General features: G+C 72.0%; 25 protein-coding genes and 1 riboswitch. Of the genes, 16 read left to right on the forward strand and 9 right to left on the reverse strand.

Translation table 11 applies throughout. The annotated features are described in order from the left end of the window. Positions 1–25 precede the first annotated feature (25 nt). Complete coding sequence (bcp, locus tag ACWY4P_RS33345; protein WP_456204252.1) at positions 26–493, reverse strand: thioredoxin-dependent thiol peroxidase; 468 nt, start codon at positions 491–493, stop codon at positions 26–28. Positions 494–645: 152 nt separating this feature from the next. On the opposite strand from bcp, the gene ACWY4P_RS33350 reads away from it, so the two are divergent. Then, positions 646–966, forward strand: coding sequence for a DUF3618 domain-containing protein (locus ACWY4P_RS33350; RefSeq protein WP_456204253.1), 321 nt, complete (start codon positions 646–648; stop codon positions 964–966). Positions 967–1,103: 137 nt separating this feature from the next. Further along, a complete protein-coding gene (locus tag ACWY4P_RS33355) occupies positions 1,104–1,406 on the forward strand; it encodes a GroES family chaperonin (RefSeq protein WP_048831771.1) in 303 nt (100 codons plus the stop codon). Between the two features lie 104 nt (positions 1,407–1,510). Here the strand turns inward: ACWY4P_RS33355 and ACWY4P_RS33360 are convergent, their stop codons facing one another. Next, the gene (locus ACWY4P_RS33360) at positions 1,511–3,808 is read right to left on the reverse strand and encodes a transglycosylase domain-containing protein (RefSeq protein WP_456204255.1); all 2,298 of its coding nucleotides are present in this window, start codon (positions 3,806–3,808) and stop codon (positions 1,511–1,513) included. A gap of 349 nt (positions 3,809–4,157) precedes the next feature. Here ACWY4P_RS33360 and ACWY4P_RS33365 point away from each other — a divergent pair, with 349 nt between their 5' ends. From ACWY4P_RS33365 to ACWY4P_RS33380, 4 genes are all read left to right on the forward strand, one after another. Further along, on the forward strand, positions 4,158–4,958 hold the full coding sequence (locus ACWY4P_RS33365) for an ABC transporter permease (protein WP_456213145.1): 801 nt from the start codon (positions 4,158–4,160) through the stop codon (positions 4,956–4,958). A gap of 43 nt (positions 4,959–5,001) precedes the next feature. Continuing rightward, the gene (locus ACWY4P_RS33370; RefSeq protein ID WP_456213146.1) at positions 5,002–5,778 is read left to right on the forward strand and encodes an ABC transporter permease; all 777 of its coding nucleotides are present in this window, start codon (positions 5,002–5,004) and stop codon (positions 5,776–5,778) included. Positions 5,779–5,794: 16 nt separating this feature from the next. After that, a complete protein-coding gene (locus tag ACWY4P_RS33375; RefSeq protein ID WP_456204256.1) occupies positions 5,795–6,946 on the forward strand; it encodes an ABC transporter ATP-binding protein in 1,152 nt (383 codons plus the stop codon). A gap of 68 nt (positions 6,947–7,014) precedes the next feature. Beyond that, on the forward strand, positions 7,015–7,794 hold the full coding sequence (locus tag ACWY4P_RS33380) for a DUF1707 SHOCT-like domain-containing protein (RefSeq protein WP_456204258.1): 780 nt from the start codon (positions 7,015–7,017) through the stop codon (positions 7,792–7,794). Between the two features lie 47 nt (positions 7,795–7,841). On the opposite strand, the gene ACWY4P_RS33385 is transcribed toward ACWY4P_RS33380, so the two are convergent. Continuing rightward, positions 7,842–9,164 carry an SGNH/GDSL hydrolase family protein gene (locus tag ACWY4P_RS33385; protein ID WP_456204259.1) on the reverse strand — a complete coding sequence of 441 codons (1,323 nt, stop codon included), beginning with the start codon at positions 9,162–9,164 and terminating at the stop codon, positions 7,842–7,844. A 268-nt stretch (positions 9,165–9,432) separates the two neighbouring features. Here ACWY4P_RS33385 and ACWY4P_RS33390 point away from each other — a divergent pair, with 268 nt between their 5' ends. The 5 genes from ACWY4P_RS33390 to ACWY4P_RS33410 all read left to right on the forward strand — a co-directional run bounded on the left by ACWY4P_RS33390 (position 9,433) and on the right by ACWY4P_RS33410 (position 13,956). Beyond that, on the forward strand, positions 9,433–10,770 hold the full coding sequence (locus tag ACWY4P_RS33390) for a DUF445 domain-containing protein (protein WP_456204260.1): 1,338 nt from the start codon (positions 9,433–9,435) through the stop codon (positions 10,768–10,770). A gap of 129 nt (positions 10,771–10,899) precedes the next feature. Continuing rightward, a complete protein-coding gene (locus ACWY4P_RS33395; protein WP_456204261.1) occupies positions 10,900–11,709 on the forward strand; it encodes a class E sortase in 810 nt (269 codons plus the stop codon). Between the two features lie 87 nt (positions 11,710–11,796). Then, positions 11,797–12,105: a DUF6412 domain-containing protein gene (locus tag ACWY4P_RS33400; protein ID WP_456204262.1), complete on the forward strand. Its 309-nt coding sequence runs from the start codon at positions 11,797–11,799 to the stop codon at positions 12,103–12,105. A 152-nt stretch (positions 12,106–12,257) separates the two neighbouring features. Next, positions 12,258–13,019 (forward strand): YidC/Oxa1 family membrane protein insertase, encoded by a 762-nt coding sequence (locus ACWY4P_RS33405; protein ID WP_456204263.1) that lies wholly within the window; start codon positions 12,258–12,260, stop codon positions 13,017–13,019. A gap of 79 nt (positions 13,020–13,098) precedes the next feature. Continuing rightward, positions 13,099–13,956 carry a fumarylacetoacetate hydrolase family protein gene (locus ACWY4P_RS33410; RefSeq protein WP_456204264.1) on the forward strand — a complete coding sequence of 286 codons (858 nt, stop codon included), beginning with the start codon at positions 13,099–13,101 and terminating at the stop codon, positions 13,954–13,956. A 28-nt stretch (positions 13,957–13,984) separates the two neighbouring features. Here ACWY4P_RS33410 and ACWY4P_RS33415 read toward each other — a convergent pair whose 3' ends face one another. Beyond that, the gene (locus ACWY4P_RS33415) at positions 13,985–15,100 is read right to left on the reverse strand and encodes a Gfo/Idh/MocA family oxidoreductase (protein ID WP_456204265.1); all 1,116 of its coding nucleotides are present in this window, start codon (positions 15,098–15,100) and stop codon (positions 13,985–13,987) included. A 110-nt stretch (positions 15,101–15,210) separates the two neighbouring features. Here ACWY4P_RS33415 and ACWY4P_RS33420 point away from each other — a divergent pair, with 110 nt between their 5' ends. Together ACWY4P_RS33420 and ACWY4P_RS33425 are read left to right on the forward strand one after the other, a co-directional pair. After that, positions 15,211–16,329 carry an ROK family transcriptional regulator gene (locus tag ACWY4P_RS33420; RefSeq protein ID WP_456213147.1) on the forward strand — a complete coding sequence of 373 codons (1,119 nt, stop codon included), beginning with the start codon at positions 15,211–15,213 and terminating at the stop codon, positions 16,327–16,329. A gap of 146 nt (positions 16,330–16,475) precedes the next feature. Next, the gene (locus ACWY4P_RS33425) at positions 16,476–17,501 is read left to right on the forward strand and encodes a hypothetical protein (protein WP_456204266.1); all 1,026 of its coding nucleotides are present in this window, start codon (positions 16,476–16,478) and stop codon (positions 17,499–17,501) included. A gap of 13 nt (positions 17,502–17,514) precedes the next feature. On the opposite strand, the gene ACWY4P_RS33430 is transcribed toward ACWY4P_RS33425, so the two are convergent. Together ACWY4P_RS33430 and ACWY4P_RS33435 are read right to left on the reverse strand one after the other, a co-directional pair. Next, positions 17,515–17,679 (reverse strand): antitoxin, encoded by a 165-nt coding sequence (locus tag ACWY4P_RS33430; RefSeq protein ID WP_456204267.1) that lies wholly within the window; start codon positions 17,677–17,679, stop codon positions 17,515–17,517. A 241-nt stretch (positions 17,680–17,920) separates the two neighbouring features. Next, entirely contained in the window at positions 17,921–18,700 is a 780-nt protein-coding gene (locus ACWY4P_RS33435; RefSeq protein WP_456204268.1) for an HAD-IIA family hydrolase, read from the reverse strand. Between the two features lie 676 nt (positions 18,701–19,376). On the opposite strand from ACWY4P_RS33435, the gene ACWY4P_RS33440 reads away from it, so the two are divergent. Both ACWY4P_RS33440 and ACWY4P_RS33445 read left to right on the forward strand, forming a co-directional pair. Next, positions 19,377–19,652 (forward strand): hypothetical protein, encoded by a 276-nt coding sequence (locus ACWY4P_RS33440; RefSeq protein WP_456204269.1) that lies wholly within the window; start codon positions 19,377–19,379, stop codon positions 19,650–19,652. A 5-nt stretch (positions 19,653–19,657) separates the two neighbouring features. Further along, on the forward strand, positions 19,658–20,371 hold the full coding sequence (locus tag ACWY4P_RS33445; RefSeq protein ID WP_456204270.1) for a sortase domain-containing protein: 714 nt from the start codon (positions 19,658–19,660) through the stop codon (positions 20,369–20,371). A gap of 75 nt (positions 20,372–20,446) precedes the next feature. Here ACWY4P_RS33445 and ACWY4P_RS33450 read toward each other — a convergent pair whose 3' ends face one another. Together ACWY4P_RS33450 and ACWY4P_RS33455 are read right to left on the reverse strand one after the other, a co-directional pair. Then, entirely contained in the window at positions 20,447–21,247 is an 801-nt protein-coding gene (locus ACWY4P_RS33450) for a CbtA family protein (RefSeq protein WP_456204271.1), read from the reverse strand. 16 nt (positions 21,248–21,263) lie between these two features. Further along, positions 21,264–21,482 (reverse strand): CbtB domain-containing protein, encoded by a 219-nt coding sequence (locus ACWY4P_RS33455; protein ID WP_456204272.1) that lies wholly within the window; start codon positions 21,480–21,482, stop codon positions 21,264–21,266. 37 nt (positions 21,483–21,519) lie between these two features. Then, positions 21,520–21,654: riboswitch (cobalamin riboswitch) on the reverse strand. Positions 21,655–21,904: 250 nt separating this feature from the next. Here ACWY4P_RS33455 and ACWY4P_RS33460 point away from each other — a divergent pair. Next, positions 21,905–22,948, forward strand: a complete 1,044-nt coding sequence (locus ACWY4P_RS33460) for a glycoside hydrolase family 6 protein (RefSeq protein WP_456204273.1) — start codon at positions 21,905–21,907, stop codon at positions 22,946–22,948. A 56-nt stretch (positions 22,949–23,004) separates the two neighbouring features. Here ACWY4P_RS33460 and glxA read toward each other — a convergent pair whose 3' ends face one another. After that, the gene (glxA, locus tag ACWY4P_RS33465; RefSeq protein ID WP_456204274.1) at positions 23,005–24,963 is read right to left on the reverse strand and encodes a radical copper oxidase GlxA; all 1,959 of its coding nucleotides are present in this window, start codon (positions 24,961–24,963) and stop codon (positions 23,005–23,007) included. Positions 24,964–24,966 lie beyond the last annotated feature (3 nt).

Raw genomic sequence — 24,966 nt, forward strand, 5'->3', positions numbered from 1 at the left:
CGGGACCGGCTGTGGGAGGAGCGGGTCAGAGGCCCAGGTCCTTGATGATCTTGGCGACGTGGCCCGTGGCACGGACGTTGTACAGGGCGCGCTCGACCTTGCCCTGTTCGTCGATGACGACCGTGGAGCGGATCACGCCGGTGACCGTCTTGCCGTACATCTTCTTCTCACCGAAGGCGCCGTACGCCTGGAGGGTCTCCTTCTCGGGGTCGCCGAGGAGGGTGACCTTGAGGCTCTCCTTGTCGCGGAACTTCGCCAGCTTCTCGGGCTTGTCCGGGGAGATGCCGACCACGTCGTAGCCGTGCTGGGCGAGGAGGTCGAGGTTGTCGGTGAAGTCGCAGGCCTGCTTGGTGCAGCCGGGGGTGAGGGCGGCCGGGTAGAAGTAGGCGATCACCTTGCGGCCGGCGTAGTCGGCGAGCGAGACAGGCTTGCCGTCCGCGTCGGGGAGGGTGAAGGCGGGGGCGGTGTCGCCGGGCTGGAGGCGCTCGCTCATGGTGGGGTCTCCTCGTGGCACGTGTGCGTGGCGCGGGTGCGTACGTACCCGACATTAGCCAGGTTCTCGATCGGGGGTGCTATGGGGCGTGGGCCAGGGGGAGCTGACAGACTGTCCATCACGGGATCATCGAGAATGACGGAGGCAGCGCGGTGTCGGAGGCCAGGACCCCTGCGCAGATCGAGGCGGATATCGCCCGCAGGCGGCAGCAGCTCGCCGCGACGCTCGACGAGATCGGGACGCGGGTGCATCCCAAGACGATCGTCGGGGACGCGAAGGCGAAGGCGGTGTCGGCGGTGGACCGGACGGCGGGGCGGGCCTATGTCTCCGTGAACCGCGCGGTCACCGGCGTACGGGCGCAGTTCGTCTCCGAAGAGGGGATCCCGCGACTGGAGCGGATCATTCCGGTGACGCTCGTGGTGGTGGGCCTCGCCGGGCTGTACGCCATGTCATCGCGGCGTCGCCGTTCGTAGCGGGCAGGGGGGCGGTCAAGGGGCGGCCGGGGGCGTTCGGGCGGGCTGTGTCCGGCCTGTGCCTCCGGTGTGCCGCCGGGCCAGGTACGGTCGGGGGCGTGAGTACGAACACCTCCCATGACAAGCTGCCCATCCGGATGCTGCACGACCGGGTGCTGGTCCGAACCGACATCCCGGAGGGCGAGCGGCGCTCGACCGGCGGCATCGTCATCCCGGCGACCGCGGCGGTCGGCAGGCGGCTGGCCTGGGCCGAGGTGGTCGCGGTCGGGCAGAGCGTGCGGACCGTGGAGCCGGGCGACCGGGTGCTCTACGACCCGGAGGACCGGGCCGAGGTCGAGGTCCGCGGCGTCGCGTACGTCCTGATGAGGGAGCGCGATCTGCACGCGGTCGCGGCCGAGCGGCTGGAGGGGTCCGAGGACTCCACCGGGCTGTACCTCTGAACGGGCCGTATCCCCGAAAGCCGTACCCCAGAGACCAACGCGGGAGGGGTGGTGACCGAGGTCACCACCCCTCCCGCGTTCCGGCTTCAGCGCCCGGACAGGACCTAGCCGCCCGCCTCGGGGCCGCCGGGGACCTCGGGGCCGCCCGGGTCGGCCGTGGTCGGATCCGCCGTCGGGATGCCCGTCGGCGGGGTGTACGTCGGCTGGCCGGTCGGGGCCGTCGGCGGGGTGAGGGTGGGCAGGGGCAGGGTCGGGTCGGTCGGGTTGGTCGGGAGCGTGGAGGGAGGGGTGGTGACCTCCGGCGGGGTGGTGACGGCCGGGTCGGTGGTGGCCGGGCCGGTCGGGAGCGTCGGGGTGCCGGTGCCGTCCCCCGGGTTCAGGTCGAACTCGGCCGGGGTGCGTCCCTGGAGCGCGGCGGCGGTGTACGTGGCCCAGATCTCCGTGGGGTAGCCGCCGCCGTTGATGCGGGGCAGGCCGGTCGCCCCGTACAGCGACTTGTGCGCGCCGGTGGCGGAGTCCTGGCCCATCACGGCCACGACCGTCGCCAGGTCCGGGGTGTACCCCGCGAACCAGGCCGCCTTGTCGTCCTCCGCGGTGCCGGTCTTGCCCGCCGCGGGGTGCCCGGCGGCCTGGGCCGCGGTGGCGGTGCCGCCGTCCACCACGCTCTGGAGGACCGTGGTGGTGGTGTCGGCGGCGGCGCGCGGGACGGCCTGGTCGGTCTTCGGCGACGGGACCTTGAGCTTCGCACCGTCCCTGGTGATCTTCGTGACCAGGGTGTACGGGGTGTGGACGCCGTGGTTGGCGAGGGTCGCGTACGCCTCGGTCATGTCCAGCACGCTGGCCGTGGCGGGGCCGAGCGCGATGGAGGGGGAGGCGGTCAGGTCGGGGGTGTCCTTGGGGATGCCGAGGGCGATCGCGGTCTGCTTGACCTTGTCCGGGCCGACGTCCTGTGCCATCTGCGCGTAGACGGAGTTCACCGACTTGTCGGTGGCCGTGGTGACGTCGATGGCGCCGTAGTCGACGTCGTCCTCGTTGGCCGGGGCGTACCCGGTGGGCCCGTCGGACCCGGCGACCTCGCGCTTGTTGGTGCCGTCGTAGATCGTGTCCGGGGTGATCTGCTCCCCGCCCTGGGTGGTGGAGCCGTTCTGCAGCGCGGAGGCGAGCACGAGCGGCTTGAAGGTGGACCCGACCTGGTAGTCGGTGCGGGTCGCGTTGTTGACGAACTGTTTGGTGTAGTCGATGCCGCCGTAGAGGGCGACCACCTCGCCCGTCTTCGGGTCGATCGAGGCGCCGCCGGCCCGGACGTACGAGTCGACCTTGCGGGAGTCGCTGAGCTTGCTCATCAGCTTGTCGCGCACCGCCGCGACAAAGGCGTCCTGCTTCTTCCGGTCGATGGTGGTGGTGATCCGGTAGCCGCCGCGGGCCAGGGTCTGCTCGTCGATGATGCCGTTGTTGGTGAGGTACGCCTCGACGGCCTCGATCAGATATCCGCGCTGCCCGGACATGCCCGACTGGGCGGTGACCTTGCCGGGGGCCGGGAAGGTCATCTTGTCGCGGGCGGTCTTGGTCAGCCAGCCCTTCTTGACCATGCCGTCCAGGACGTAGTTCCAGCGGGCCAGCGCCCGGTCCTTGTTCTGTGGGTGGGTGACCACGTCGTAGGCGTTGGGGGCGTTGAGCAGGGTCGCGAGGTACGCGCCCTCGCCGAGGCCGAGGTCCTTGACGTCCTTGCCGTAGTAGGCCTGGGCGGCGGCCTGGATGCCGTAGGCGTTGCGCCCGAAGTAGCTGGTGTTCAGATAGCCCTCCAGGATGTCGTCCTTGCTCACCTCCCGGTCCAGCTTGATCGAGATGAAGAACTCCTTCACCTTCCGGGAGACGGTCTGCTCCTGGTCCAGGTAGTAGTTCTTCACGTACTGCTGGGTGATGGTGGAGCCGGACTGCTTGCCCTTGCCGGTGGCGGTGTTCCAGGCGGCGCGGATCATCGCCTCGGGGTTGATGGCCGACTCGGAGTAGAAGTCCCGGTCCTCGGCCGCGAGCACCGCGTGCTGGGTGGCCTTGGGCACCTGGCTGAGCGGCACGTTCTCCCGGTTGACCTTGCCCTCGCGGGCGAGCGGGGTGCCGTCGGAGTAGAGGAAGACATTGCTCTGGGCGATGGCGATGTCCTTGGCGGCCGGGATGTCGACGAGCAGATAGCCGGTGACCAGGCCGCCCGCGACGAGCAGCACGATCACCAGAAAGCCGCTGAGCACCATCCGCCAGGTGGGGAACAGACGGCGCCAGCCGGTGCGCTTGGGACGGCCTTTTCTGCCCTTGGGGCGAGTGGCCCTGCCGTCGTTGGTGCCGCCGGTGCTGGTGACGTCCGGGCCGCCCATGCCGCCGTCGATCAGTTGGGGCTCGTCGCTCATGTCCTTTGAGACTCCTCGGCCGCCGTCGAGGGTTGCGCCGCGGCGGAATCGTGCACGGTCGGGCGATTGGCCTGGTACGCCCCAGAAAACACTGTCGCATCATCCGTTCCGGACCGGGGCCGTGGCCCACACCTGTGACACCTCTGTGACCGGCGGAATGGACGATTTCCGCCTGCCAAACGGGTGGTGTTCCGCGCTCCATTCGGGCGAATAATGCCTCGCCCTCCCTCCGGCCGCGCGGCTAGGCTCCTGAGCTTTGGTGCCGGGCGGGGAGGAGAGGGGCGGTCATATGCGGCGCGGCCATCTGCACCGTGATCACCCGCGGCGTGATCACCCGCACCGCGGTCATCTGCGGCTGTACGCGGTTGTCGCGATGGGCGGCTTCAGACGCTACGCGACCTACCGGGTCGCCACCGCGGCCGGGGTGTTCACCAATACGGTCTTCGGCTTCATCGTCGCCTACACCTACACCGCCCTGTGGGACCAGCGACCGCACCTGGGCGGGTACGACCTCTCCCAGGCGCTGACCTTCGTCTGGCTCGGCCAGGCGCTGCTCGCGACCATGGCGCTGATGGGCGGGGGCTTCCAGGAGGAGCTACAGGAGCGGATCCGCTCCGGCGACATCGCCGTCGACCTCTACCGCCCGGTGGATCTCCAGCTGTGGTGGCTGGCCGGGGACCTCGGCCGGGCGATGTTCCAGCTGCTGGGGCGCGGGATCGTGCCCATGGTGTTGGGCTCGCTGGCCTTCGAGCTGACCCTGCCGGGCTCCGCGCTGACCTGGGTCTGGTTCCTGCTGTCGGTCGCCCTTGGGGTGTGTGTCTGCTTCGCGGTGCACTATCTGGTCGGGCTCACCGCCTTCTGGCTGCTCGACAGCTCGGGGATCTCCATGATGAGCGGTCTGCTGTGCCTGTTCTTCTCCGGCATGATCCTCCCGCTGAACGTCTTCCCGGGGACGCTGGGCGAGGTGGCCCGGGTGCTGCCGTGGGCGGCGATGCTGCAGGTGCCCGCGGATGTCTTCCTGGAGGAGCACCGCGGGCTCGGGCTCGTGCGGGCGTTCGCCTTCCAGGCGGGGTGGGCGGCCGTGCTGTTCGGGGCGGGGCGGGCGCTGCAGTCCGTCGCCACGCGGAAGGTGGTGGTGCAGGGTGGCTGAGCCGCTCCGCTCCCGCGCGTACCACGGGCTGCGCGCCTACCTGATGATCATCGGGATGTGGGTGCGCTCCACGATGGCGTACCGCACCTCTTTCCTGATCATGACGATCGGGAACTTCGCGGCGACCGGGCTCGACTTCGTCGTCATCGCGCTGATGTTCTCGCACGTCGGCGCGCTCGGCGGCTTCACCCTGCCCGAGGTGGCCTTCCTCTACGGCACCACCAGCACCGCCTTCGGCCTCACGGACCTGACCCTGGGCAGCATGAACCGCATCGGCCGCCGGGTCCGCGACGGGACGATGGACACCCTGCTGGTGCGGCCCGTGCCGATCCTCGCGCAGGTGGCCGCCGACCGTTTCGCGCTGCGCAGGCTGGGCCGGATCAGCCAGGGGCTGCTGCTGCTCATCTGGTCGCTGATGCGGTTGGACATCGACTGGACGGCCGACCGGGTGCTGCTGGTGCCGGTGATGCTGCTGAGCGGGGGAGCGATCTTCGGGGCGGTGTTCGTGGCCGGCGGGGCCTTCCAGTTCTGGGCCAACGACGCCTCCGAGGTGCAGAACTCCTTCACCTACGGCGGCAACACCCTGCTCCAGTACCCGCCGACGGTCTTCGCGGAGGACCTGCTGCGCGGCGTCACCTTCGTCATCCCGCTGGCCTTCGTCAACTGGCTGCCCGCGCTGCACATCCTGGGCCGGGAGAACCCGCTGGGCCTGCCGAGCTGGATCGGCTTCGGTGCCCCGCTGGTCGCGCTGGGCTGCTGCGCGCTGGCCGGGCTGGCCTGGCGGTCGGGGCTGCGGTCGTATCGGAGCACGGGCAGCTGAGAGGGGCTGAGCCTTCATGGGTGACTTCAAGGACAACTTCAACGCCGACTTCGTGGACGACTTCACGGATGACTTCATCGTGCTCGACGGGGTCGAGAAGGTCTTCCAGGTGCGGCGCCGGGCCGGGCTGCTGCGCCGCGAGCGGCGCGAGGTGCGCGCCGTGGACGGCATCAGCTTCCGGGTGCCGCGCGGGGAGATGGTCGGCTACATCGGGCCCAACGGCGCCGGGAAGTCCACCACGATCAAGATGCTCACCGGGATCCTGGTGCCCAGCGGCGGCCGGCTGCGGGTGGCCGGGATCGACCCGTCGCGCGAGCGGACGCGGCTGGCGCGCCGGATCGGGGTGGTTTTCGGGCAGCGTACGACCCTGTGGTGGGACCTGCCGCTGCGCGACTCGTACGCGCTGGTGCGGCGGATGTACCGGATCCCCGACGCCCGGTACCGCGAGAACCTCGACCGGTGTGTCGAACTCCTCGACCTCGGCGAGCTCCTGGACGTGCCGGTCCGTCAGCTCTCCCTCGGCCAGCGGATGCGCGGCGACATCGCGGCCGCCCTGCTGCACGACCCCGAGGTGCTCTACCTCGACGAGCCGACGATCGGGCTGGATGTGGTCAGCAAGGCGAAGGTACGGGAGTTCCTGCGCGAGGTGAACACCGAGCAGGGCACCACCGTGCTGCTGACCACCCATGACCTGACCGACATCGAACAGCTGTGCAAGCGGGTGATGGTCATCGACCACGGCCGGCTCGTGTACGACGGCGGGATCGAGGGGCTGCACGCGGTGGGCGGGAGCGAGCGGACGCTCGTGGTCGACCTGGAGCGGGAGCTGCCGCCGATCGAGATCCCCGGCTCGCGGACGGTGAAGGTGGAGGGGCCGCGGCAGTGGCTGGCGTTCCCTGCCGGGAGCAGCGCCGCGCCGATCGTGGCGGCGGTGGCGGACGGATATCCGCTGGTCGACCTGTCGGTGCGGGAGCCGGACATCGAGGACGTCATCGCCAGGATGCTGTATCCGGCGGGGAGCGCGCCGGGGGCGGAAGGACCGGCGGAGACGGGGCCGGAGACAGAGCCGGAGACGGGGCCGGAGCCGGTTGCGGAGGAAGCGGCGGAGGGGAAGGGAGAGGCGGAGCGGGACGGCAAGTCCGCGCTTCCGTCGGCCGACCCGGTCTGAAGGGCGTGGGCCGCACGGCCTTACGCCGTTAACCTGTCCGTATGACGAGCGGTGCATCCTCGGGGGATATGACACCCGAACCTCAGACCGGGCTGGCGATGCGGGCCTCGGACGCCGAGCGCGAGCGGATCGCCGACGCGCTTCGGGACGGCGTCGCCGAAGGACGCCTCACCATGGAGGAGTTCGAGGAGCGGCTGGACGCGGCGTACCGGGCCCGGACCCATGCCGAACTCGAACCGCTCGTACGGGACCTCCCGGTGCCAGGCCGCCCGGCCGCCGCAGCCCCCGTGCCCGCGTCCGAGGGCGGCTGGGCGGAGCGGATCGGCGCCACGCCGACCTCCCGGACCGGGATCGCGCTCATGGGCGGCTTTCAGCGCAAGGGCCGCTGGACCGTGGCGCGCCGCTTCACCTCGTTCGTCTTCTGGGGCGGCGGGGAGATCGATCTGCGCGAGGCCCGCTTCGAGGACCGCGACACGGTGATCCGCTGCTTCGCGATCATGGGCGGGATTCAGGTCACGGCCCCGCCGGACATGGATGTGCAGGTCGGCGGCGTCGGCATTCTGGGCGCCTTCGACCACAGCGGGTCCGGTGAGGGCTCGCCGGGCTCGCCGCGGGTGACCGTCACCGGCCTCGCGCTGTTCGGCGGTGTGGCGGTGGAGCGCAAGCTGCGCAAGGAGGAGCGCAAGCGCCTCAAGGAGGACCGCAAACGGCTCCAGGCCGAGCGCCACGCCGAGCGGCGGGAGCTGCGGGCCGAGCGCCACGCGGAACGCCGGGAGCGCCATGCCGAGCGGCGCGAGCGGCGCGGGTCGGCGGAGCGCCCGTCCCTGGGGAAGCGCGACTGGGACTGAGCGGCGGCTGGGACTGAGCGGCGACTGGGACTGAGCCGGTCGGTCGGCTAGAGCGCGGCTGCCGCGCCGCCCTTGAGGTCCCGCAGGTCCAGCGCCCGCGCCATCGCCCGGTAGCCCTCGTCGCTCGGGTGGAGGTGGTCGCCCGAGTCGTACGACGGGCGCAGCCGCATCGGGAACATCGGGTCGCGCAGCGCCTGGTCGAAGTCGACCACGCCGTCGAAGACCCGGCCGGCCCGGATCTGCGTGTTGACCTGCTGGCGGACGGCGTCCAGCTGGGAGGAGTAGCCGCGGTGGCCGTAGAAGGGCGCCAGGGTGGCCCCGATGACGCGCAGCCCGCGCGCGTGCGCCTGCTCGGTCAGCCGGCGCAGCCCGGCGACGATCGTGTCCGGGTCGGTCTGGTGCGGGGTCCGCAGTATGTCGTTGACGCCCAGCTCGACGACGACGGCCCTGACGCCCGTACGGGAGAGCACATCGCGCTGGAAGCGGGACAGGGCACTGGGGTTGTTCGGCGGGACCTGGGTGCCGTCGCTCAGTACGCGGTTGCCGCTGATGCCCGAGTTGAGCACGCCGTAGCGGGGCGCCTCGGGCTCGGTGCGCAGCCGCTCGGCGAGGAAGTCGGTCCAGCGGTGGTTGGCCCCGGCGGTGGAGGTGATGCCGTCGGTGATGGAGTCGCCGATGACGGCGACGGCGCCCTGCGCCTCCCTGCTCCACACGTCCACGGCCGTCAGATAGCGCCAGTAGGGGCTCTGCTCGGTGTAGGCCACCCCGGCGGTGTCCTCCGTACGGTCGCCGCGCGCCAGGTAGGAGGTCTGGCGGGCGTGCGGGTGGTAGGTCACCGAGCCGGAGGCGCGCGGGGCGTAGGTGGTCACCAGCAGGTCGGCGGCGGCCGGGATGTCCAGCCGCACCGGGTCGCTGGTGACGGCCCGGCCCGGCGGGATGGTCACCCACGAGCGCTCGCCGAAGGTGAGGCGGCGCATCGTGCCCGCGGCGGCGGTGGGGTTGCTGGGGGCGGCCGCCAGGGCCAGCGAGGCGTGCGTGATCGTCAGCGGGCGGGCGCTGTAGAAGTTGGACAGCTGGATACGCGCCTGGCTGCCGCCGACACTGGTGTGGACGACGTTCCGTATCGACATGCCGGCATAGCCCCGGAGCGTGTTCGGCTCGGCCGCCGCGGCGGACGTGGACCAGGTGCCCACCCAGGCGCCGGCCGAGGCCGGAGCGGCGGAGCTACGGGGCTCGCGGGCGGTGGCGTCGATGTTGCCGTCACTGTTGCCGACCCCGATGAATATCGCGGTCGAGACGAGGACCACCACAGCCGCCAGCGCAGCGAGCACGGCGTAGGCCGTGCGTCTGGGCATGGGGGGCACGCTCATGGACGGGTGTCTCCTCGGGCAGACGGAACCCTGGGCTCCGAAAGTGGACGGGAACGGTGAGAGAACAGCGGCGTCGCTGCGGTCCGGTCGGCTCACCATGATCCCATGGCGCGGCACGCGTCCGCCCGTCGGCCTGCCCCTGGCGTACAGGGCCACTCGCCCACTCAGACGATGGGAACCGCCCGTACGTTCCACTCCAGAGGCGACAGAAATCAGGACTGGCAGAAAGAGACAATGACCGAGGGGACGGCTCGACCGAGTGGAGCGAATGGACCGGATGGACCGGATGGACTCGACGACGACGGGTGAGACGGGGCCGCCGCCTGCGGCCGCGAGGGCCGCCTTCTCCTCGGACAGCCCTCTGGACGCGGAGAAGCGCCGCGGCGTGCGCCGGATGAAGACGATCGCGACGGGGATGCTGCTGGCCGTCGCCGCCGTGTACGCGCTGGCCACCTGGGCGCGGTCGGCCGGCGCGGGCGGCTGGGCCGGGTACGCGGCCGCGGCCGCCGAGGCCGGGATGGTCGGCGCCCTGGCCGACTGGTTCGCGGTGACCGCGCTGTTCCGGCGGCCCATGGGGCTGCCGATCCCGCACACCGCGATCATCCCGACCAAGAAGGACCAGCTGGGGGTGAGCCTCGGCGAGTTCGTCGGCGAGAACTTCCTCTCCGGCGACGTGGTGCGGCTGCGGCTGCGGTCCGTCGGCATCGGCAGCCGGCTGGGCACCTGGCTGGCCGATCCCGCCCACGCCGACCGGGTGACGGCCGAACTGGCGACGGCCCTGCGCGGCGCGCTCACGGTGCTGCGCGACTCCGACGTCCAGGCCGTGGTGGGCGAGGCGATCACCCGGCGCGCGGACGCGCAGGAGATCGCGCCGGGCCTCGGCAAGATGCTGGAGCGGATCGTCGCGGACGGCGGGCACCACCGGGTCGTGGACCTGGTGTGCCTGCGCGCCCACGACTGGCTCGTCGAGCACAACGAGTCGGTGATGGAGGCGGTGGCGGGCGGGGCGCCCGGCTGGACGCCGCGGTTCGTCGACCGGAAGGTCGGCGAGCGGGTCTACAAGGAGCTGCTCCGGTTCGTCAGCGAGATGCGCGATATGCCGGGGCACCCGGCGCGCGGGGCGCTGGACCGCTTCCTGGCCGACTTCGCGGGCGATCTGCAGTCCGACACGGACACCCGGGCGCGGGTGGAGCGACTGAAGGGGGAGGTGCTGGGGCGGAGCGAGGTGCAGGACCTGATCGCCTCGGCGTGGGCCTCCGTACGGGCGATGATCGTCGCGGCGGCCGAGGACGAGCGCAGCGAGCTGCGGCTGCGGGCGCGGGCGGCGATCCTCTCGCTCGGTACGCGGCTGGCCACGGAGGGGCGGCTGCGGGCGAAGGTCGACGGGTGGCTGGAGGACGCGGCGGTGTATGTGGTCACCACCTACCGGGACGAGATCACCTCGCTGATCACCGAGACCGTGGCGGGCTGGGACGCGGAGCACACCTCGCGGAAGATCGAGGCGCACATCGGGCGGGACCTCCAGTTCATCCGGATCAACGGCACGGTCGTGGGTGCGCTGGCCGGGCTGGTGATCTATTCGGTCTCGCGGCTGCTGGGCGCGTAGCGGAGCGGGTTTGGCGCTTGTTGCTCCGGAGAGTGCGTTGCCCTGGAGAATGCGGGGCTCTGGAGGGTGCGGGGCTCTGGAGAGTGCGGGCCGCAGGGCCTATGGTGCCCCGACCGGAGGGAGGTCGGCGTGCGACGGCAGCGGTTACCGGTGGTCGTACGGGGGCGGCGCCCGCGGCGGGCCGTCCTGGCGCGAGTCCTGTGGACCGGGGCGGAGATCACCGTCACCCTCGGGCTCGTCATGCTGCTCTTCGTCGTCCACCAGCTGTGGTGGACCAACCGGCAGGCGCGGGAGGGCGCCAAGCGGGAAGTGGCCGCGCTGGAGCGGGAGTGGCGCGGCGGGGCGGGGACCGGGGACGGCTCGGCCGAGGATCCGTCCGGGGGCGACCCGTCCGGGGCCGCCGACCCGGACTCCGGCCGCGCGGCGGCGCGTACCTCCCCGGCGGCCGCCGGGAGCCGGGCCCCGCGCCGGGACCAGGCGTACGCCGTGCTGCGCATCCCCCGCATCGGGCTGACCGCCCCCGTGGCCGAGGGCATCAGCAGGGCCGGGGTGCTCAACAAGGGGTACGTGGGGCACTACTCGAAGACCGCGCAGCCCGGCCGGGCGGGCAACTTCGCGCTCGCGGGCCACCGCAACACGCACGGCGAGCCGTTCCGCCACCTCGACGAGGTGCGCCCGGGCGACACGGTCCGCGTCGACACCGCCGGCGGTCGCTACACGTATGTCGTCGAGCGGACCCTGCCGCGCACCTCGCCCTCCGACGGCACGGTCGTCGCGGCGGTGCCGTACAGCTCGACGCATCCGCGCTACCGCTACACCGAGCCGGGCTCCTACATCACGCTGACGACCTGCACCCCGGAGTACACCTCCCGGTACCGGCTGGTGGTGTGGGGCAGGCTGAAGGCGGCCGAGCCGCGCGCTGTCGGTGGCGGGGACTAGACTCGCGTGTGAATCTCGCACACGAACGGAGCAGCGGGGCAAGGGCGTTGCGGGCTCGGGTGCGTCAAATGGGGGAGGGGGAGCCGGATGGTCCACCGCATCGAAGTGCTGCGAATGCACCTCGGCGTGCTCCTGTTCCTGCTGACCGGATCGCTTCTCACCCACACCGGCCTGCTCAGCGCCGTCGCCCTCGCCGCGACCGCCACGATCGCCACCGCGCTGCTGACCTGCGCGCTGCTGGCCGCGCGCTGCCTCGCCCCGCTTCCGCCGGGGCGCATACGCACCGCGATACGGGACAGGGAGCGCCGCACGGCGTTCCTGGCCCAGCGGGATCCCGACGCTTCCGGCCGGCCGCGGCCGCGAGCGCCGGGCCGTCGTCTGCCGACGGCCGCGTAGGCGCTCCTCTCCCGTAGCTTCATTTCCCGTAGCTTCATCGCGGAGCCCACGCGGCTCGTCACGCCGACTCACCGATTCCGGCATCGGATTCCGGCATCGGATTCCGGCATCGGATTCCGGCACCACGACGAGATCCCGTGGAGGGCTTCCCCATGTCTGTTTTCGCCGCGCTGGGCACGTTGCTCAGCTGGCTGGCCGACCGTCTCGCACCGTTGTTCGGGGCGTCCGCGACGGCCGCCGCGATCGTCCTGTTCACGCTGTGCGTGCGCGCCGCGCTCCATCCGCTCGCCCGCGCGGCCGTGCGCGGCGAGAAGGCGCGCACCGCGCTCGCGCCGAAGATGGCCGAGCTGAACCGCCGTCACAAGCGCGACCCCGAGCGGCTGCGGCGCGCCATGGCCGAGCTGTACGAGAAGGAGTCGGTCTCCCCGGTCGCGGGTTGCCTGCCGATGCTCGTCCAGCTCCCCGTCTTCTTCGTGATGTACCACCTGTTCTCCACCGGCAGCGGCGCCGGAGACCTCCTGGACCACACCCTGGCGGGCGCCCCGCTGGGCGGCCGGTGGGGCGGGGACCTGGCCGGGCCGCACGGGACGGTCTACCTCGCCCTGTTCGTACTGATCGCGGCGGTGGCGGCCTGGACGTACCTACGCGCCCGCAAGGCGGCCGCCGCCCAGCCGCCCGCCGCCGGGGTCCCGGCAGGGGCGGCCAGGCTGCTGCCCCTGCTGTCCTTCGGCACGCTTGTCACCGCCGCCCTGGTGCCGCTCGCGGCCGGGCTGTACCTGGCCACCACCACGACCTGGACGGCGGTCGAGCGGGCCCTGCTGCACCGCACGGGCCGGGAGTCCAGGGGAGGAAGCGGAGCGGGGGTGGCCAGGGCGCAGGACAGGACCAAAGGGGGTGGGCGGTCCAGTAGATGAACGGAGTCTTGCGGAGTGGACGCCGCTCTTGGAGGATCGCCAGCCAGGACCGCCCCTTCGACTTACAGGAGTCATCAGGATGAAGCTGCTGCGTGTCGGACCCGCGGGGGCCGAACGCCCGGCGGTGCTCGACGAGTCGGGCACCCCGCGCGATCTGTCGGGCCTGGTCAAGGACATCGACGGGGCCCTGCTCGCCGACGAGGCGGCGCTCGCCCGGATCCGCGAGGCGGCCGCGTCCGGGGAACTGCCCGCGCTGGATGCCGCGGACTCCCGGATCGGCCCGCCGCTGGGCCGTATCGGCAAGATCGTGTGCATCGGGCTGAACTACCACGACCACGCCACGGAGACCGGCGCCTCGATCCCCGAGGAGCCGATCCTCTTCATGAAGGCCCCGGACACGGTCGTCGGCCCCGAGGACACGGTCCTGGTGCCGCGCGGCAGCGAGAAGACCGACTGGGAGGTGGAGCTGGCCGTCGTCATCGGGCGCACCGCCCGCTACCTCGAATCCGACGAGGAGGCGCTCGCCTCGGTCGCCGGCTACGCCGTCGCCCACGATGTCTCGGAGCGGGCGTTCCAGATCGAGCGCGGCGGCCAGTGGGACAAGGGCAAGAACTGCGAGACCTTCAACCCCCTCGGCCCCTGGCTGGTGACCGCCGACGAGATCCCCGACCCCCAGGCGCTGGCCTTGAGGCTGTGGGTGAACGGCGAGCTCAAGCAGGACGGCACCACCGCGGACCAGATCTTCCCGGTGGCCCAGGTGGTCCGCTACCTCAGCCAGTTCATGACCCTCTACCCGGGTGACGTCATCAACACCGGCACCCCGGCGGGCGTGGCCTTGGGGCAGCCCGAGCCCAAGCCGTATCTGCGGGCCGGGGACGTCGTGGAGCTGGAGATCGACGGGCTGGGGCGGCAGCGCCAGGAGTTCAAGGACGCGTGACGGCGCGCCCTTGACCGGTCGCCGCCGCCTACGCCGGGGTCGTGATCCGGACCGTACGGCCCTCCGCGGCCGAGGTGCGGGCCGCCTCCAGGATGCGGAGGGCGGCCGCGGCCTCGGCGGCGGTGACCGGTGGGGTGGTGCCTTCGCGGAGGGCGCCGACGATGGCGCGGTAGTAGGCGGGGTAGTCGCCCGGGAGGGTGGGTACGGGCTCGCCGCCGCCGGTCAGGGGCGATTCCCCGGCGCCCAGCCGGCCCCAGGCGGCTTCGGGTTCGGCGCCCCAGGGGGTGCCGCTGTCGGCGCCGGGGCGCAGGCCCTCGCGGAGGGCGGCCTCCTGGGGGTCGAGGCCGTACTTCACATAGCCCGCCTGGCTGCCCAGGACCCGGAAGCGCGGGCCGAGTTGGGCGGTGATCGCGCTCATCCACAGATGGGAGCGGACGCCGCGGATGTGGGTGAGGGCGACGAAGGTGTCGTCGTCGGTGCGGGCGCCGGGGCGGCGCACATCGACCTCGGCGTAGACGGAGGCGACCGGCCCGAAGAGGGTGAGGGCCTGGTCGACGAGGTGGCTGCCCAGGTCGTACAGCAGCCCGCCGACCTCGGCCGGGTCGCCGGACTCGCGCCAGCCGCCCTTGAGCTGGGGGCGCCAGCGCTCGAAGCGGGACTCGAAGCGCTGCACCTCGCCGAGCGCGCCCTCGGCGATCAGCTTGCGCAGCGTACGGAAGTCGTTGTCCCAGCGGCGGTTCTGGAAGACGCTCAGCAGCAGGCCGCGGCGCTCGGCGAGGGCGGCCAGTTCCTCGGCCTCGGCGGCGGTCGCGGCGAGCGGCTTGTCGACGACGACCGGAAGCCCGGCCTCCAGGGCGGCGCGCGCGAGGTCGACGTGGGTGCGGTTGGGGGACGCGATGACGACCAGGCCCAGCTCGCCGGCGCGCGGCCACAGCTCGTCGGCGGAGGCGGCGAGGCGCACCCCCGGGTACTCGTCGGCGGCCTGCCGCTGCCGCTCCGGGCTGGCGGTGACCACGGTGTCGAGGACGAGGCCGTCCGTGGCGGCGATCAGGGGGGCGTGGAAGACGGAGCCCGCCAGGCCGAAGCCGATGAGGGCGACGCGTACGGGGGTGGAGCCGGGAGTGCCGGTTCCGGTGTCAGCCATGTCAGCCATGTCAGCCATAGCGTCTACTTTGACAACACTGTTGCGGAAGCGCAAGCGGGAGCCACAATGGAGGCGTGAACAGGGGTGTGAACAGGGGCGTGAACAGCGGGATGTCCCCGGCGGCCGGGGCCGGAGCCAATCTGGCCGCCCTGCGCGGCCACAACGCGGCCCTCGTCCTCGGCCTCCTGCGGGACGCGGGTGAGGGCGGGGTCAGCCGTCTGGAGCTGGCCGCGCAGACCGGGCTGACCCCGCAGGCCGTCAGCAAGATCACGGCCCGGCTGCGGGCGGACGGCCTGGCCGCCGAGGCGGGCCACCGGGCGTCCACCGGCGGCAAGCCGCCTACGGTCCTGCGGCTGGTCCCGGGCGCGCGGCGGGCGATCGGGCTGCACCTGGACCGCGACGAGCTGACGGCCGCGCTGGTCGACCTCGCGGGCGCGCCGCTCGGCCGGCGCACGGTCCCCTTCGACTTCGGAGCGGGGGCCGAGGAGGCCGTCGCCGTGGCCGGCGGCGAGGTCGAGGCGCTGCTCGCCGAGGCCGACGGCGGCCGCGACGGGCTGCTCGGGGTCGGGGTCGCCGCCCCCGGGCCGCTCGACCACGGCTCCGGGGTGCTGCGCCGCGTCACCGGCTTCCCCCGCTGGGACGGCTTCCCGCTGCGGGACGCGCTCGCCGAGCGGCTCGGCCTCCCCGTCGTCCTGGACAAGGACACCAACGCCGCCGCCCTCGGGCTCACCGTCGGCCACGCCCGGCAGCGCGCCGCCGGGTCCTTCCCCGCCGGGTCCTTCGCGTATCTGCACCTGGGCACCGGCCTGGGCGCCGGACTCGTCCTCGGTGGGGCCGTCCACCGGGGAGCCCGCACCGACGCGGGCGAGTTCGGGCACCAGGTCATCCAGCTGGACGGGCCGCCCTGCGGCTGCGGCAACCGCGGCTGCCTGGAGGCGCTGTGCCTGGCCGCGGTCGCGGACGGCGACCCGGCCCGGGCGGCGCGGCTGCTCGGCGTCGGCGCCGCCAACCTCGTACGGCTGCTCGACATCGACCGGGTGTTGCTCGGCGGCCGGGTCGTGCTGGCCGCACCCGAGCCGTACGCGCGCGGCGTGGCCGAGACGCTGGCCGCGGACGCGGCGCGGTCCGGCGGCCGTACGGTCCCGGTGGACGTGGTCGGCCGGGGCGGCCGGGCGGTCGTGGAGGGCGCGGCGCAGCTGGTGCTGGCGCCGCTGTTCGCGGTGGGGTGATGGGGCGAATGGGGTGATGAGCCGATGGGCTGATCGAGGGGTTGTTGACCGCCAGCCGGAGGGAATCGGCCCGGTCGGCCGCGTGTCGTTCCCCCGGAGTGGAAAACAGCAGGGCACTCGGGAAATCACCGCAGCAGAGGTCGCCCATGCGCTCGCCCTCCCCCCTCGTCGTCCGAGCAGCCGCCCCGTCCGCCGCCGCTGCCGCGCTCGCGCTGCTGGTGTCGGCGGGGTGGTGCGGAACCGTCCAGTCCGCGTCCGCGTCCGCGTCGGCGTCCGTGCCCTCCTGCGGGCGGCGGGGAAGCCCCCACTTCCCGATCGACGCCCGGCTGTACGGCGGGCCGGCCCGGTACGCGCGGGGCGGCGGCTGGCGCGCCTGGCACCTGGAGCTGCGCAACACCACGCGCGCCGAGTGCCGCGCCATCCACCCCATCGCGATCCTCGTCGACCGCGCGCACGCGCTGCGGCCCGGCCACATCCGGATGGAGTTCCTCGACCCTTACGCCGACAACGCCGACAACGCCGACAACGCCGACAACGCCGACGGCGGCCGATGGCGGCCCGTCTCCTTCGAGACCACAGACGAGGACGAGAACATCGGCGTCTTCGACGACCCGTTCCAGGGCTTCACGGTGCCCGCCCGCGGGAGCGTGAAGGTGCGGGTGCGGTCCCGGTTCACCGGCTCAACGCCGACCGGCCCCGTCACCGCGAACGTCATCACCATGGAGCGCCGCGCGGACGACGGGGACTGGGTCGGCCAGTCCGGCGACTACGACTTCCGGATCGAGCGCGCGGCGGGGGAGGAGAGCGGGGCCGGCGCGGGGAAGACGGGGAAGCCCCGTACGGACGGCTCCCGCACCGGTGAGCCCAGCACCGGTGAGCCCAGCACCGACGGGCTCCACACCGGGGAGCCCCCTGCCGAGCCCGAGCCCAAGCCCCGTACCGATCAGGGGACCGGCGTCGGCGGGCGCACCGGCGGCCCCGGAAAGGAGACGCCCGCCCGCACCGACGCCACCCCCGGCCCCCGCGGCGAGGGCAGCAGTCGCGACCATCTGCCGCCCGAACTCGCCGCGACGGGCCGGGGCGTCGTGCTCCTCGGACTCGCCGTGCTCAGTGGCGTACTCGTCGCCGTCGGCACCGCGCTGGTGGTCAGGTCCCGGCGTCCGAGGCGGTGAGGCCCGGCGGCCGTTACTGCCCTCTGGGCGGCTCGCCCCGGCGGCGGAGCTCTTCGTCCAGTTTCTCCGCGTTGCTCCGCGGCTGGTCGGCGGTCCCCTTGCCGCCCTTGCGCGCGGCGTGCCGCGCCCGGTCCTGGCCCTTGTTGATCGCGTCCTTGAGCTTGTCCTTGATGCCCATGTGAATCTCCTTCGCGAGGGAGCGGAAGAGGCCTTGTCAGGCGCGGCCCTTCCCCACCAGGATCGGCCGCCCGCCCGGCTCTGTCGCGCTGGAGCGCCCGCTGCGGGTCCGCGGCTCAGGAATTCCGGAGCCCGGAAGCACATCGGCGCGCGCCGTGGCATCTACTACGCCCGCAGCACGCACTGAAGGTGCACTGAGTCGCTGACCTGTGGAAACGACGGTTCAGCCGACTCCGAAGGGATCAAACGAAGTCGACCAGGCCTGCGATTGAGTCCTTGACGTGGGTCGGCCGGTACGGGTAGCGGTTGATGTCCTCCTCGGTCGTCAACCCGGTGAGTACCAAGAAGGTCTCCATCCCGGCTTCCAGCCCGGCAAGAATGTCCGTGTCCATCCGGTCGCCGATCATCGCGCTGGTCTCCGAGTGCCCCCCGATCGTGTTGAGCGCGGTCCGCATCATCAGGGGGTTCGGCTTGCCGATGAAATACGGCTTCTTGCCGGTAGCCGCAGTGATCAGCGCTGCGACAGCCCCTGTTGCAGGGAGCGCACCCTCTGCCGACGGGCCGGTCTCATCAGGGTTCGTGGCGATGAACCGGGCGCCACTGTTGATCAGCCGGACCGCTTTCGTCATCGCCTCGAACGAGTAAGTTCGAGTCTCACCCAAGATCACGAAATCGGGCTCGGTATCCGTCAGGACATACCCGACCTCATGCAAAGCGGTCGTCAGGCCGGCCTCTCCGATGACATAGGCGGACCCGCCGGGGTGCTGGTCATCGAGGAACTTCGCGGTGGCCAGAGCGGAGGTCCAAATGTTATCCGCAGGCACGTCCAGGCCGATACGACTCAGCCGGGCATGCAGATCCCGTGCCGTGTAGATCGAATTGTTGGTGAGGACCAGAAAAGGGCGGCCGGAGTCGCGCAGCTTCTTGATGAAGGTGTCCGCTCCCGGCACCGGGATGCCCTCGTGCATCAGCACCCCGTCCATGTCGGTGAGCCACGATTCGATGGGCTTACGCTCTGCCATGTTGCCGGTCTCCTGTACGCAAGGGCTTGCTGGGGTGCCGGGACGACTCTGTGTCGCGACGCCCCCAGCGTAGCCAGGGCGCCGGAGACCGGCTGCTTCGTCCACTGGCAGAGCGCGCAGCGACGAGAGCATGACGAGACCGCCCCTGCCTTGAGACCGGGGCAGCCTTGCTGCACGCGCTACTTCCACGGACAAGTCGCTTCGGGAGGACGGCCTCATCGACTGGGCCGCCGCCATGGAGGCGCCGCTCCTCTATGATCTCGCCAGCTTCGCGGTGGTGACCTGGAAGACCCCGGGGTCGCTGACGCCGTGTCTGGAGGGCTATCGGCACGTTGCTCCGGAGGTCGGCGCGGAACTACGTCATCTCGGTATCTTCGTCAGGCTGCGATGGTGGGTCCGACGCTGGGGCCCGCGTGATGTCGAGACTTCCTGCCACCCGGAAGCCATCGCCCGTACCGCGAGGGGTACACAGACTGCGAACCAAGAGAGCGGAGACGACCGGCACCCCTTCCGGCCGTCCACGGTCGTGAACTCCATCGCGGACCTGGTCGAGCGGGTGTGACGCCGGCCGGGCATGCCTGACCCGTATGTCTCACCCGTACGGAGCAGCCGGGGGCCGCAGCGGATGCGGCTCCCGGCGGTGCGCGTGAGCCTCGGTGGTGTCAGGAGGTTCACCATGCGTTCGCTCGCCCTCACGTTCCGTATGGCCGCCTGTGTGGCGGCGGTGGTCATGGCCATCGCCGGCCCCGCCGTCGCGGACCAGGAGGACAACGCCCCCGCGCGCACCGCTCACCACGCCCACTCGGGCCCCGCCCCGGCCGATGACGCGGCGCGCCATGACTTCGGCGGGGCGGAGGCGTATGGCCTGGTGCTCTCCGGGGGCACGGCGCTGGCCGTCGCCGGGCTCGCGGTGCATCGCCGCCGTCGCCCGGTCGCAACGGCGTCGGGCTGACGGCGGTGTACGGGAAGGTTTTCGGCCGGGTCGGCCGGCCGGTCGCGGGGGTGGCCTGGGCGGCGCTGCTGCTCGGGCTGTGGCTGTGGGGCCATGACACCGCGGAGGGCTTGGGCGGCGTGGTGCCGGTGACGGGAGATGTGGCGGCCGTGGGGCGGCCGCCCGCGCATCCGCTGCCACCGTCCCGGGAGCCGCTGCCGTCCGTACGGGCGCGGCGCGTCGTCGTCGAGTCGGTGGGGATCGCGGCGCGGGTCACCGACCGGGGCCGGGGTCGGTACGGCGTGGGCCGGCGCGGTGTGGGTCGGTACGGGGCGGGCCGGCACGGCGGGGGCCGGGGTGGCGCGGGCTGGTACGGCGTGGGGGCGCGGCCGGGGGCCTTGGGTACGGCGGTGCTGGTCGGGCCCGTCGACGCCGGTGTCGTTCGCCGCCTCGGCGGGGTCAGGCGCGGGGACGCGGTGCGGGTGTTCCGGGTGGACGGGACGGTGGCCGAGTTCACGGTCGAGGGCGTCGAGATGGTCACGGCCGAGCGGTTCGACGCGCGGCGGGTGTACGGGGCGCGGGCCCGGGGCCGGGCGGAGCTGCGGCTGGTCGCGAGGGACGGGGAGTACGGGGAGTACGGGGAGTATGGGGCGCACGCGGCGCCCGGGGCGCGCGTGGTGGTGTCGGCGTATCTGACGGGGGCTCGGCAGGCGGGGCGAGCCCCTGACGGAGTGCCATAGCGTGCCGTAGACAGAGAGCCGGTGGGCGGAGCGGGCCGTGGCCGCCCCGCCCACCGGGTCCGATGGAGCCGGCAGTTACACCGCGGACGGGACCGGGTCCGGTTCGTCCGCCGTCGCCGCGCGGCGCTCGCGCAGGGCGCGCAGCCCGAGCGCGCCGAACGTGGCGCCGAGGACCGCCCACATCACCGCGTGCGAGGCGAACGAGAGCATCCGGAAGTCCCAGAGCAGCGTGCCTTCGACGGGCACCGGGTCGGGGTTGTCGGGGAGGGCGAACAGGGCGAGGAGCACCGCGACGACGGTCCCGGCGACGGCCGTCTGGCTCACGGCGGGGCCGCGGCCCGCCGCCGTCAGCCGGACGTACACCTGCCGGGCGAGCACCATGCCGAGCACGCCGATCGCCACCGCGGCGACCCACATCGCCTGGCGGTCGCCGACCGTGCCCGCGTCGCCGACGCCCGGCGGGTTGGCCGGATAGCGCAGGCCGGGCAGCAGCGAGAGCCCGGTGAAGCCCGCCGCGGCGAGCGCGAGCGCGCGTGGCCAGGGGCGCGCGGAGGCGTCGGATCCGCGGTGGACGAGCGCGTGCGCGACCGCGAAGAAGACGCCGAGCGCCAGCCCGACGACCACGGCGGTGACGACGAGGCCGAAGTGCTGGGTGTCGCGGGAGAACAGCTCCTCGTGGTGTTTGACCGCCGCGGCCGCGGCGGCGTGTGCGTGCTCGCTCTCCTGGCGCTTCTCCTCCAGCCTGATGGCACGGTCCATCAGGGGCTCGGCCAGGAGCAGGGAGAACAGCCCGGCGGCGAGGCCCGCGAGGCCGCCCGCCGCCAGTCCGCGCCGGAGCAGGGAAGGTATGTGAACGTGGTCGTGGCCGTCTGCCATGGGGTGCCGGCCCCGGTCAGTGGCAGGGGGCACCGAAGAGGTGCCGGCCGTCGTGCGAGAACTCGTGCAGGTAGTCGCCGGTCGCCGAGATCAGCGAGCCGTTGTCGATGAACACCGCGTACAGCGCGAGGAGAGCGAGGATGACCGCGCCGCCCGCGATCAGCCAGTCGCGGGTGCGGACGGTGGCGGCCGAGACGGCCGCGGGGTCGGTGTGCCGTGCAGTGTGCAGGGACATCCGCTGTTGCCTCCTAGTGGGGTTTCCACGCCCCTCAGCAGGAAGGAGAGCGACGGCCAGTTCCTGACTCCCGAAAGCGCGGCGCGCTCGCGCGCGCTGACTTCCGGTCACAGTGGCGGGACCGTCCCGGATTCGCACCGGGTTCCTGTGTGCCGTCGCCTCGATTTGTTGACTTGTCGCTGGAGAATCCCAGGCGGATCAGAACATGTCAACCGGCCCAGGACCGCGACCCCACCCCGCCCCCGGCGTGCGCGCCCCGGCGCGGTTCAGGGCCCGCCCCACGCCGTACGGGCGAAATCGCGCAAAGGGCTGTGGACAACCAGGCGGGGGTCGGTGTGGTGTGTAAGCATGGATTCGACCGGTCTTGTCCTACCCGGGGGCCTGAGGGGTGTCCCCCGGAGCGTGCACCCAAGGGGGAGTGGATGTACGGGAGTTACGCCGGCCGTCGGCGCTGGGCTGTCCGTGCGGGGGCGGCGGTGGGGGTGCTGCTGTCGCTTGTGACGCTTTCCGGCTGCTTCGACTCGTCGGCCTCCGACAGCGAGGAGGAGGCGATCGCGGCCGCCAAGCCCGCGCAGCGGCCCAGGAATGTCGTGCCGTACTGGGTGAATCCGGATGGCAGCGCGGCTCGGCAGGTCGCCGAGTACCGCAGGAAGGGGGAGGGTGACGAGGCGAAGCTGATAGGGCGGATCGCCGAGCAGCCGGTCGCCGAGTGGCTGGGAGTGGACGACCCGGAGGGCCAGGCGCGCGGGTTCACCGAGGCCGCCGCCCAGGAGGAGCGCGACGCGCTGCTGGTCTTCTACAACATCCCGCACCGCGACTGCGGGCAGTACTCGAAGGGCGGCGCGGCCGACGGCGACGCGTACCGCGCCTGGCTGGACAAGGCGGTCAGGGGCATCGGCGACCGGGCCGCCACGGTCATCCTGGAGCCGGACGCGCTGCCCCACGTGGTGGACGGCTGCACGCCCAAGCAGTTCCTCGAGGAGCGTTACGACCTGCTGACCGGGGCCGTGGACAAGCTCAAGGGGCTGCCCCACACCAAGGTCTATCTGGATGCCGGGAATCCGCACTGGATCAAGGACCCGCGCCGGATGGCCGAGCCGCTCAGGCGCGCGGGGCTGAAGAAGGCCGACGGCTTCGCGCTCAACATCGCCAATTACCAGACCACCGAGGACAACAAGGCGTATGGCAAGAGGCTCTCCGCCCTGGTCGGCGGCAAGCCCTTCGTGATCGACACCAGCCGTAACGGCAACGGCCCGGTGCCGGGCAAGGAGGACCCCGAGGCCTGGTGCAACCCGAAGGGGCGGGCGCTGGGCGAGACGCCGACGGTCCGGACGGGCGACGGCGCGGTCGCCGCCTATCTGTGGATCAAGCGTCCGGGCGAGTCGGACGGCACCTGCAAGGGCGGCCCCAAGGCCGGCCAGTGGTGGCCGCGGTACGCGCTCGACCTCGCCCGTAACGCCCGATAGCCGCGGCGCCGACCAGCCGGCGCCGACCAGCCGGGGTCGACGCCGAACAGCGGGGGTCAGTGCTTGGAGGTGTCAGTGGAGGCGGGCACCTCCACCCACACCGCCTCCGATGGGGTCCCCTCCTCGTCCACCACCGTGAGCATGTACCACCCCGGCGGGACCAGCGACGGGTCCCTCGGGATCCGGACGGAGACGCTGTCCCTGCTGGTGATGAAGTCCAGCGCGACCGACCGCTGCTCGACGTTGGTCACATGCGTGAAGGAGCTCGGGCGGATCAGCCGCACCCGCTCGATCGTCGGGGCGTGCGGGGTCCGGTAGGTGGCCTTCGCCCCGTGCTTGAGGGTCCGCGGCGCGGTGTCGGTCAGCGTGGGCCGCGCGTCGCGGAACAGGTAGGGCGGGGTGTACAGGTCGATCTGCTGCTGGAATTCCCCCGGCTTGGTGTTGGCGGCGTCGCTGAACAGCGAGTCGGAGCCGAAGGTCATCACCCGGCCGTCGGGCAGCAGCAGCGCCCCGGAGTGGTAGTTGCGGCCCACCAGCGGGTCGGCCACACCGCGCGAGGTGTTGCTCCTGGGGTCGTAGAGCTCGGCCCGCAGCACATTGCTGCCGTCGCGGCCGCGGTAGTCGCCCGAGCCGTTGGTGGTCAGGAGGGTGTCGTCCGGGAGGATGACGCTGCTGGGGTAGCGGGCCTCGGAGTACAGCTCGGGACCGTCGCGGAAGCGCGGCCGGTCCTCGTGCAGATCGGCGATCCGGGTCTTCGCGGTGGACCTGGGGTCCTCGCCGACCCCGCCGCCGCCGAGCACCATGTACCGCTGCTCCTGGGCCGGGGGCAGCAGCACGGACATCGACGTCTCCAGGATGTCCGGGTCACTCATGCCGGGCACGGTCCGGAACACGTTGGTCTTCAGATCCCAGACGCCGGGGGTGCGGCCCACGTCGGCGGGGCCGTATCCGGCGTTGGAGCCGGTGTAGAAGATCCTGCCGCCGTCGGTGAGGAAGAGCGCGGGGTACGTGGGGAAGAACCGCTTCTTGGGCAGGTACTTCCACTTCTTGGTCCGGGGGTTGTAGATCTCGTTCTTCCCCGGCACGACCTGGCCGATCTCGTCCAGGCCGGAGACCGAGAGCACCCGGCCGTCCTCGAGGGTGGTCAGGGTCGGGTACCAGCGGGCCTCGTGCATCGGGTCGACGGGGACATATCGCTCGGCGACCGGGTCGAACTCATAGGCGGCCCTGATGCCCTGGAAGTCCTTCTTGTCGAAGGACAGCTTCTGCGCGATGCCGTAGAAGTTCTGCCGGTCCTTGCCCTCCAGCCCCTGGATCCGGTAATTGTCCTCGGTCCCGGTCTGGTACCGCTTCCCCTTGCGCAGCGCCTCGACATAGACCCGGACGGTGCTGGCGGTCACGGTGACCTTGCCGGTCTTGCGGTTCTTGGCCTTCTTGGCGCGCGGGACCAGAACCGGGTCCTTGGCCTCGAAGGTCTTGCCGTTCCGCTTGCCGGTGAAGCGGGTGCCCGAGGGGAATGTCTTCGGCTTGTCCGGGCTCTCGTTGTGGACGAACATCAGGCCGCCGGCCTTCTCCACATCGCCCCGGAGCTTCTCGTAGCGCTGAGTGCCGCCCGCCACCAGCAGTTTTCCGTCCGGCAGCTGGGTGTGTCCGGCGCAGAAGAAATCCCTGGGGGTGGGGACATTCTTGTAGGTGTTCTTCTCGGGGTCCCACAGGACGCTCCGGAAGGACTTGGCGGCGAAGTTCTTGGCGTTGTTCCCGGAGCCGGCGACCAGCAGCACCTTGCCGGTGTGCAGCAGGGCCGCGTGGATCGTGTTGATCCGGTACTCCTCGGGGACGTTCACCACGTCCCAGTGGCCGTTCTCGGCCTTGTACTCCGGCTGGTTGATCTTGTACCGGTGGTATTTGTCCGAGCTGAAGCGGTAGAGGGCCGGTCCGTTCATTCCGGCCAGCACGATCACAGCCGCCGCACCGATCCCGAAGCGGCGGGTGCGGCGACTCGGTCGGTACTTCACGTC

It is taken from the genome of Streptomyces sp. LZ34, from assembly GCF_053890475.1.

Coding starts and splice junctions, on each gene's coding strand:
- bcp (WP_456204252.1), bottom strand. CDS start 493: ATGAGCGAGCGCCTCCAGCCCGGCGACACCGCCCCCGCCTTCACCCTC.
- ACWY4P_RS33355 (WP_048831771.1), top strand. CDS start 1,104: ATGCTGCACGACCGGGTGCTGGTCCGAACCGACATCCCGGAGGGCGAG.
- ACWY4P_RS33360 (WP_456204255.1), bottom strand. CDS start 3,808: ATGAGCGACGAGCCCCAACTGATCGACGGCGGCATGGGCGGCCCGGAC.
- ACWY4P_RS33370 (WP_456213146.1), top strand. CDS start 5,002: ATGATCATCGGGATGTGGGTGCGCTCCACGATGGCGTACCGCACCTCT.
- ACWY4P_RS33375 (WP_456204256.1), top strand. CDS start 5,795: ATGGGTGACTTCAAGGACAACTTCAACGCCGACTTCGTGGACGACTTC.
- ACWY4P_RS33380 (WP_456204258.1), top strand. CDS start 7,015: ATGACACCCGAACCTCAGACCGGGCTGGCGATGCGGGCCTCGGACGCC.
- ACWY4P_RS33385 (WP_456204259.1), bottom strand. CDS start 9,164: ATGAGCGTGCCCCCCATGCCCAGACGCACGGCCTACGCCGTGCTCGCT.
- ACWY4P_RS33390 (WP_456204260.1), top strand. CDS start 9,433: ATGGACCGGATGGACCGGATGGACTCGACGACGACGGGTGAGACGGGG.
- ACWY4P_RS33400 (WP_456204262.1), top strand. CDS start 11,797: ATGGTCCACCGCATCGAAGTGCTGCGAATGCACCTCGGCGTGCTCCTG.
- ACWY4P_RS33405 (WP_456204263.1), top strand. CDS start 12,258: ATGTCTGTTTTCGCCGCGCTGGGCACGTTGCTCAGCTGGCTGGCCGAC.
- ACWY4P_RS33410 (WP_456204264.1), top strand. CDS start 13,099: ATGAAGCTGCTGCGTGTCGGACCCGCGGGGGCCGAACGCCCGGCGGTG.
- ACWY4P_RS33415 (WP_456204265.1), bottom strand. CDS start 15,100: ATGGCTGACACCGGAACCGGCACTCCCGGCTCCACCCCCGTACGCGTC.
- ACWY4P_RS33420 (WP_456213147.1), top strand. CDS start 15,211: ATGTCCCCGGCGGCCGGGGCCGGAGCCAATCTGGCCGCCCTGCGCGGC.
- ACWY4P_RS33425 (WP_456204266.1), top strand. CDS start 16,476: ATGCGCTCGCCCTCCCCCCTCGTCGTCCGAGCAGCCGCCCCGTCCGCC.
- ACWY4P_RS33430 (WP_456204267.1), bottom strand. CDS start 17,679: ATGGGCATCAAGGACAAGCTCAAGGACGCGATCAACAAGGGCCAGGAC.
- ACWY4P_RS33435 (WP_456204268.1), bottom strand. CDS start 18,700: ATGGCAGAGCGTAAGCCCATCGAATCGTGGCTCACCGACATGGACGGG.
- ACWY4P_RS33440 (WP_456204269.1), top strand. CDS start 19,377: ATGCGTTCGCTCGCCCTCACGTTCCGTATGGCCGCCTGTGTGGCGGCG.
- ACWY4P_RS33450 (WP_456204271.1), bottom strand. CDS start 21,247: ATGGCAGACGGCCACGACCACGTTCACATACCTTCCCTGCTCCGGCGC.
- ACWY4P_RS33455 (WP_456204272.1), bottom strand. CDS start 21,482: ATGTCCCTGCACACTGCACGGCACACCGACCCCGCGGCCGTCTCGGCC.
- ACWY4P_RS33460 (WP_456204273.1), top strand. CDS start 21,905: ATGTACGGGAGTTACGCCGGCCGTCGGCGCTGGGCTGTCCGTGCGGGG.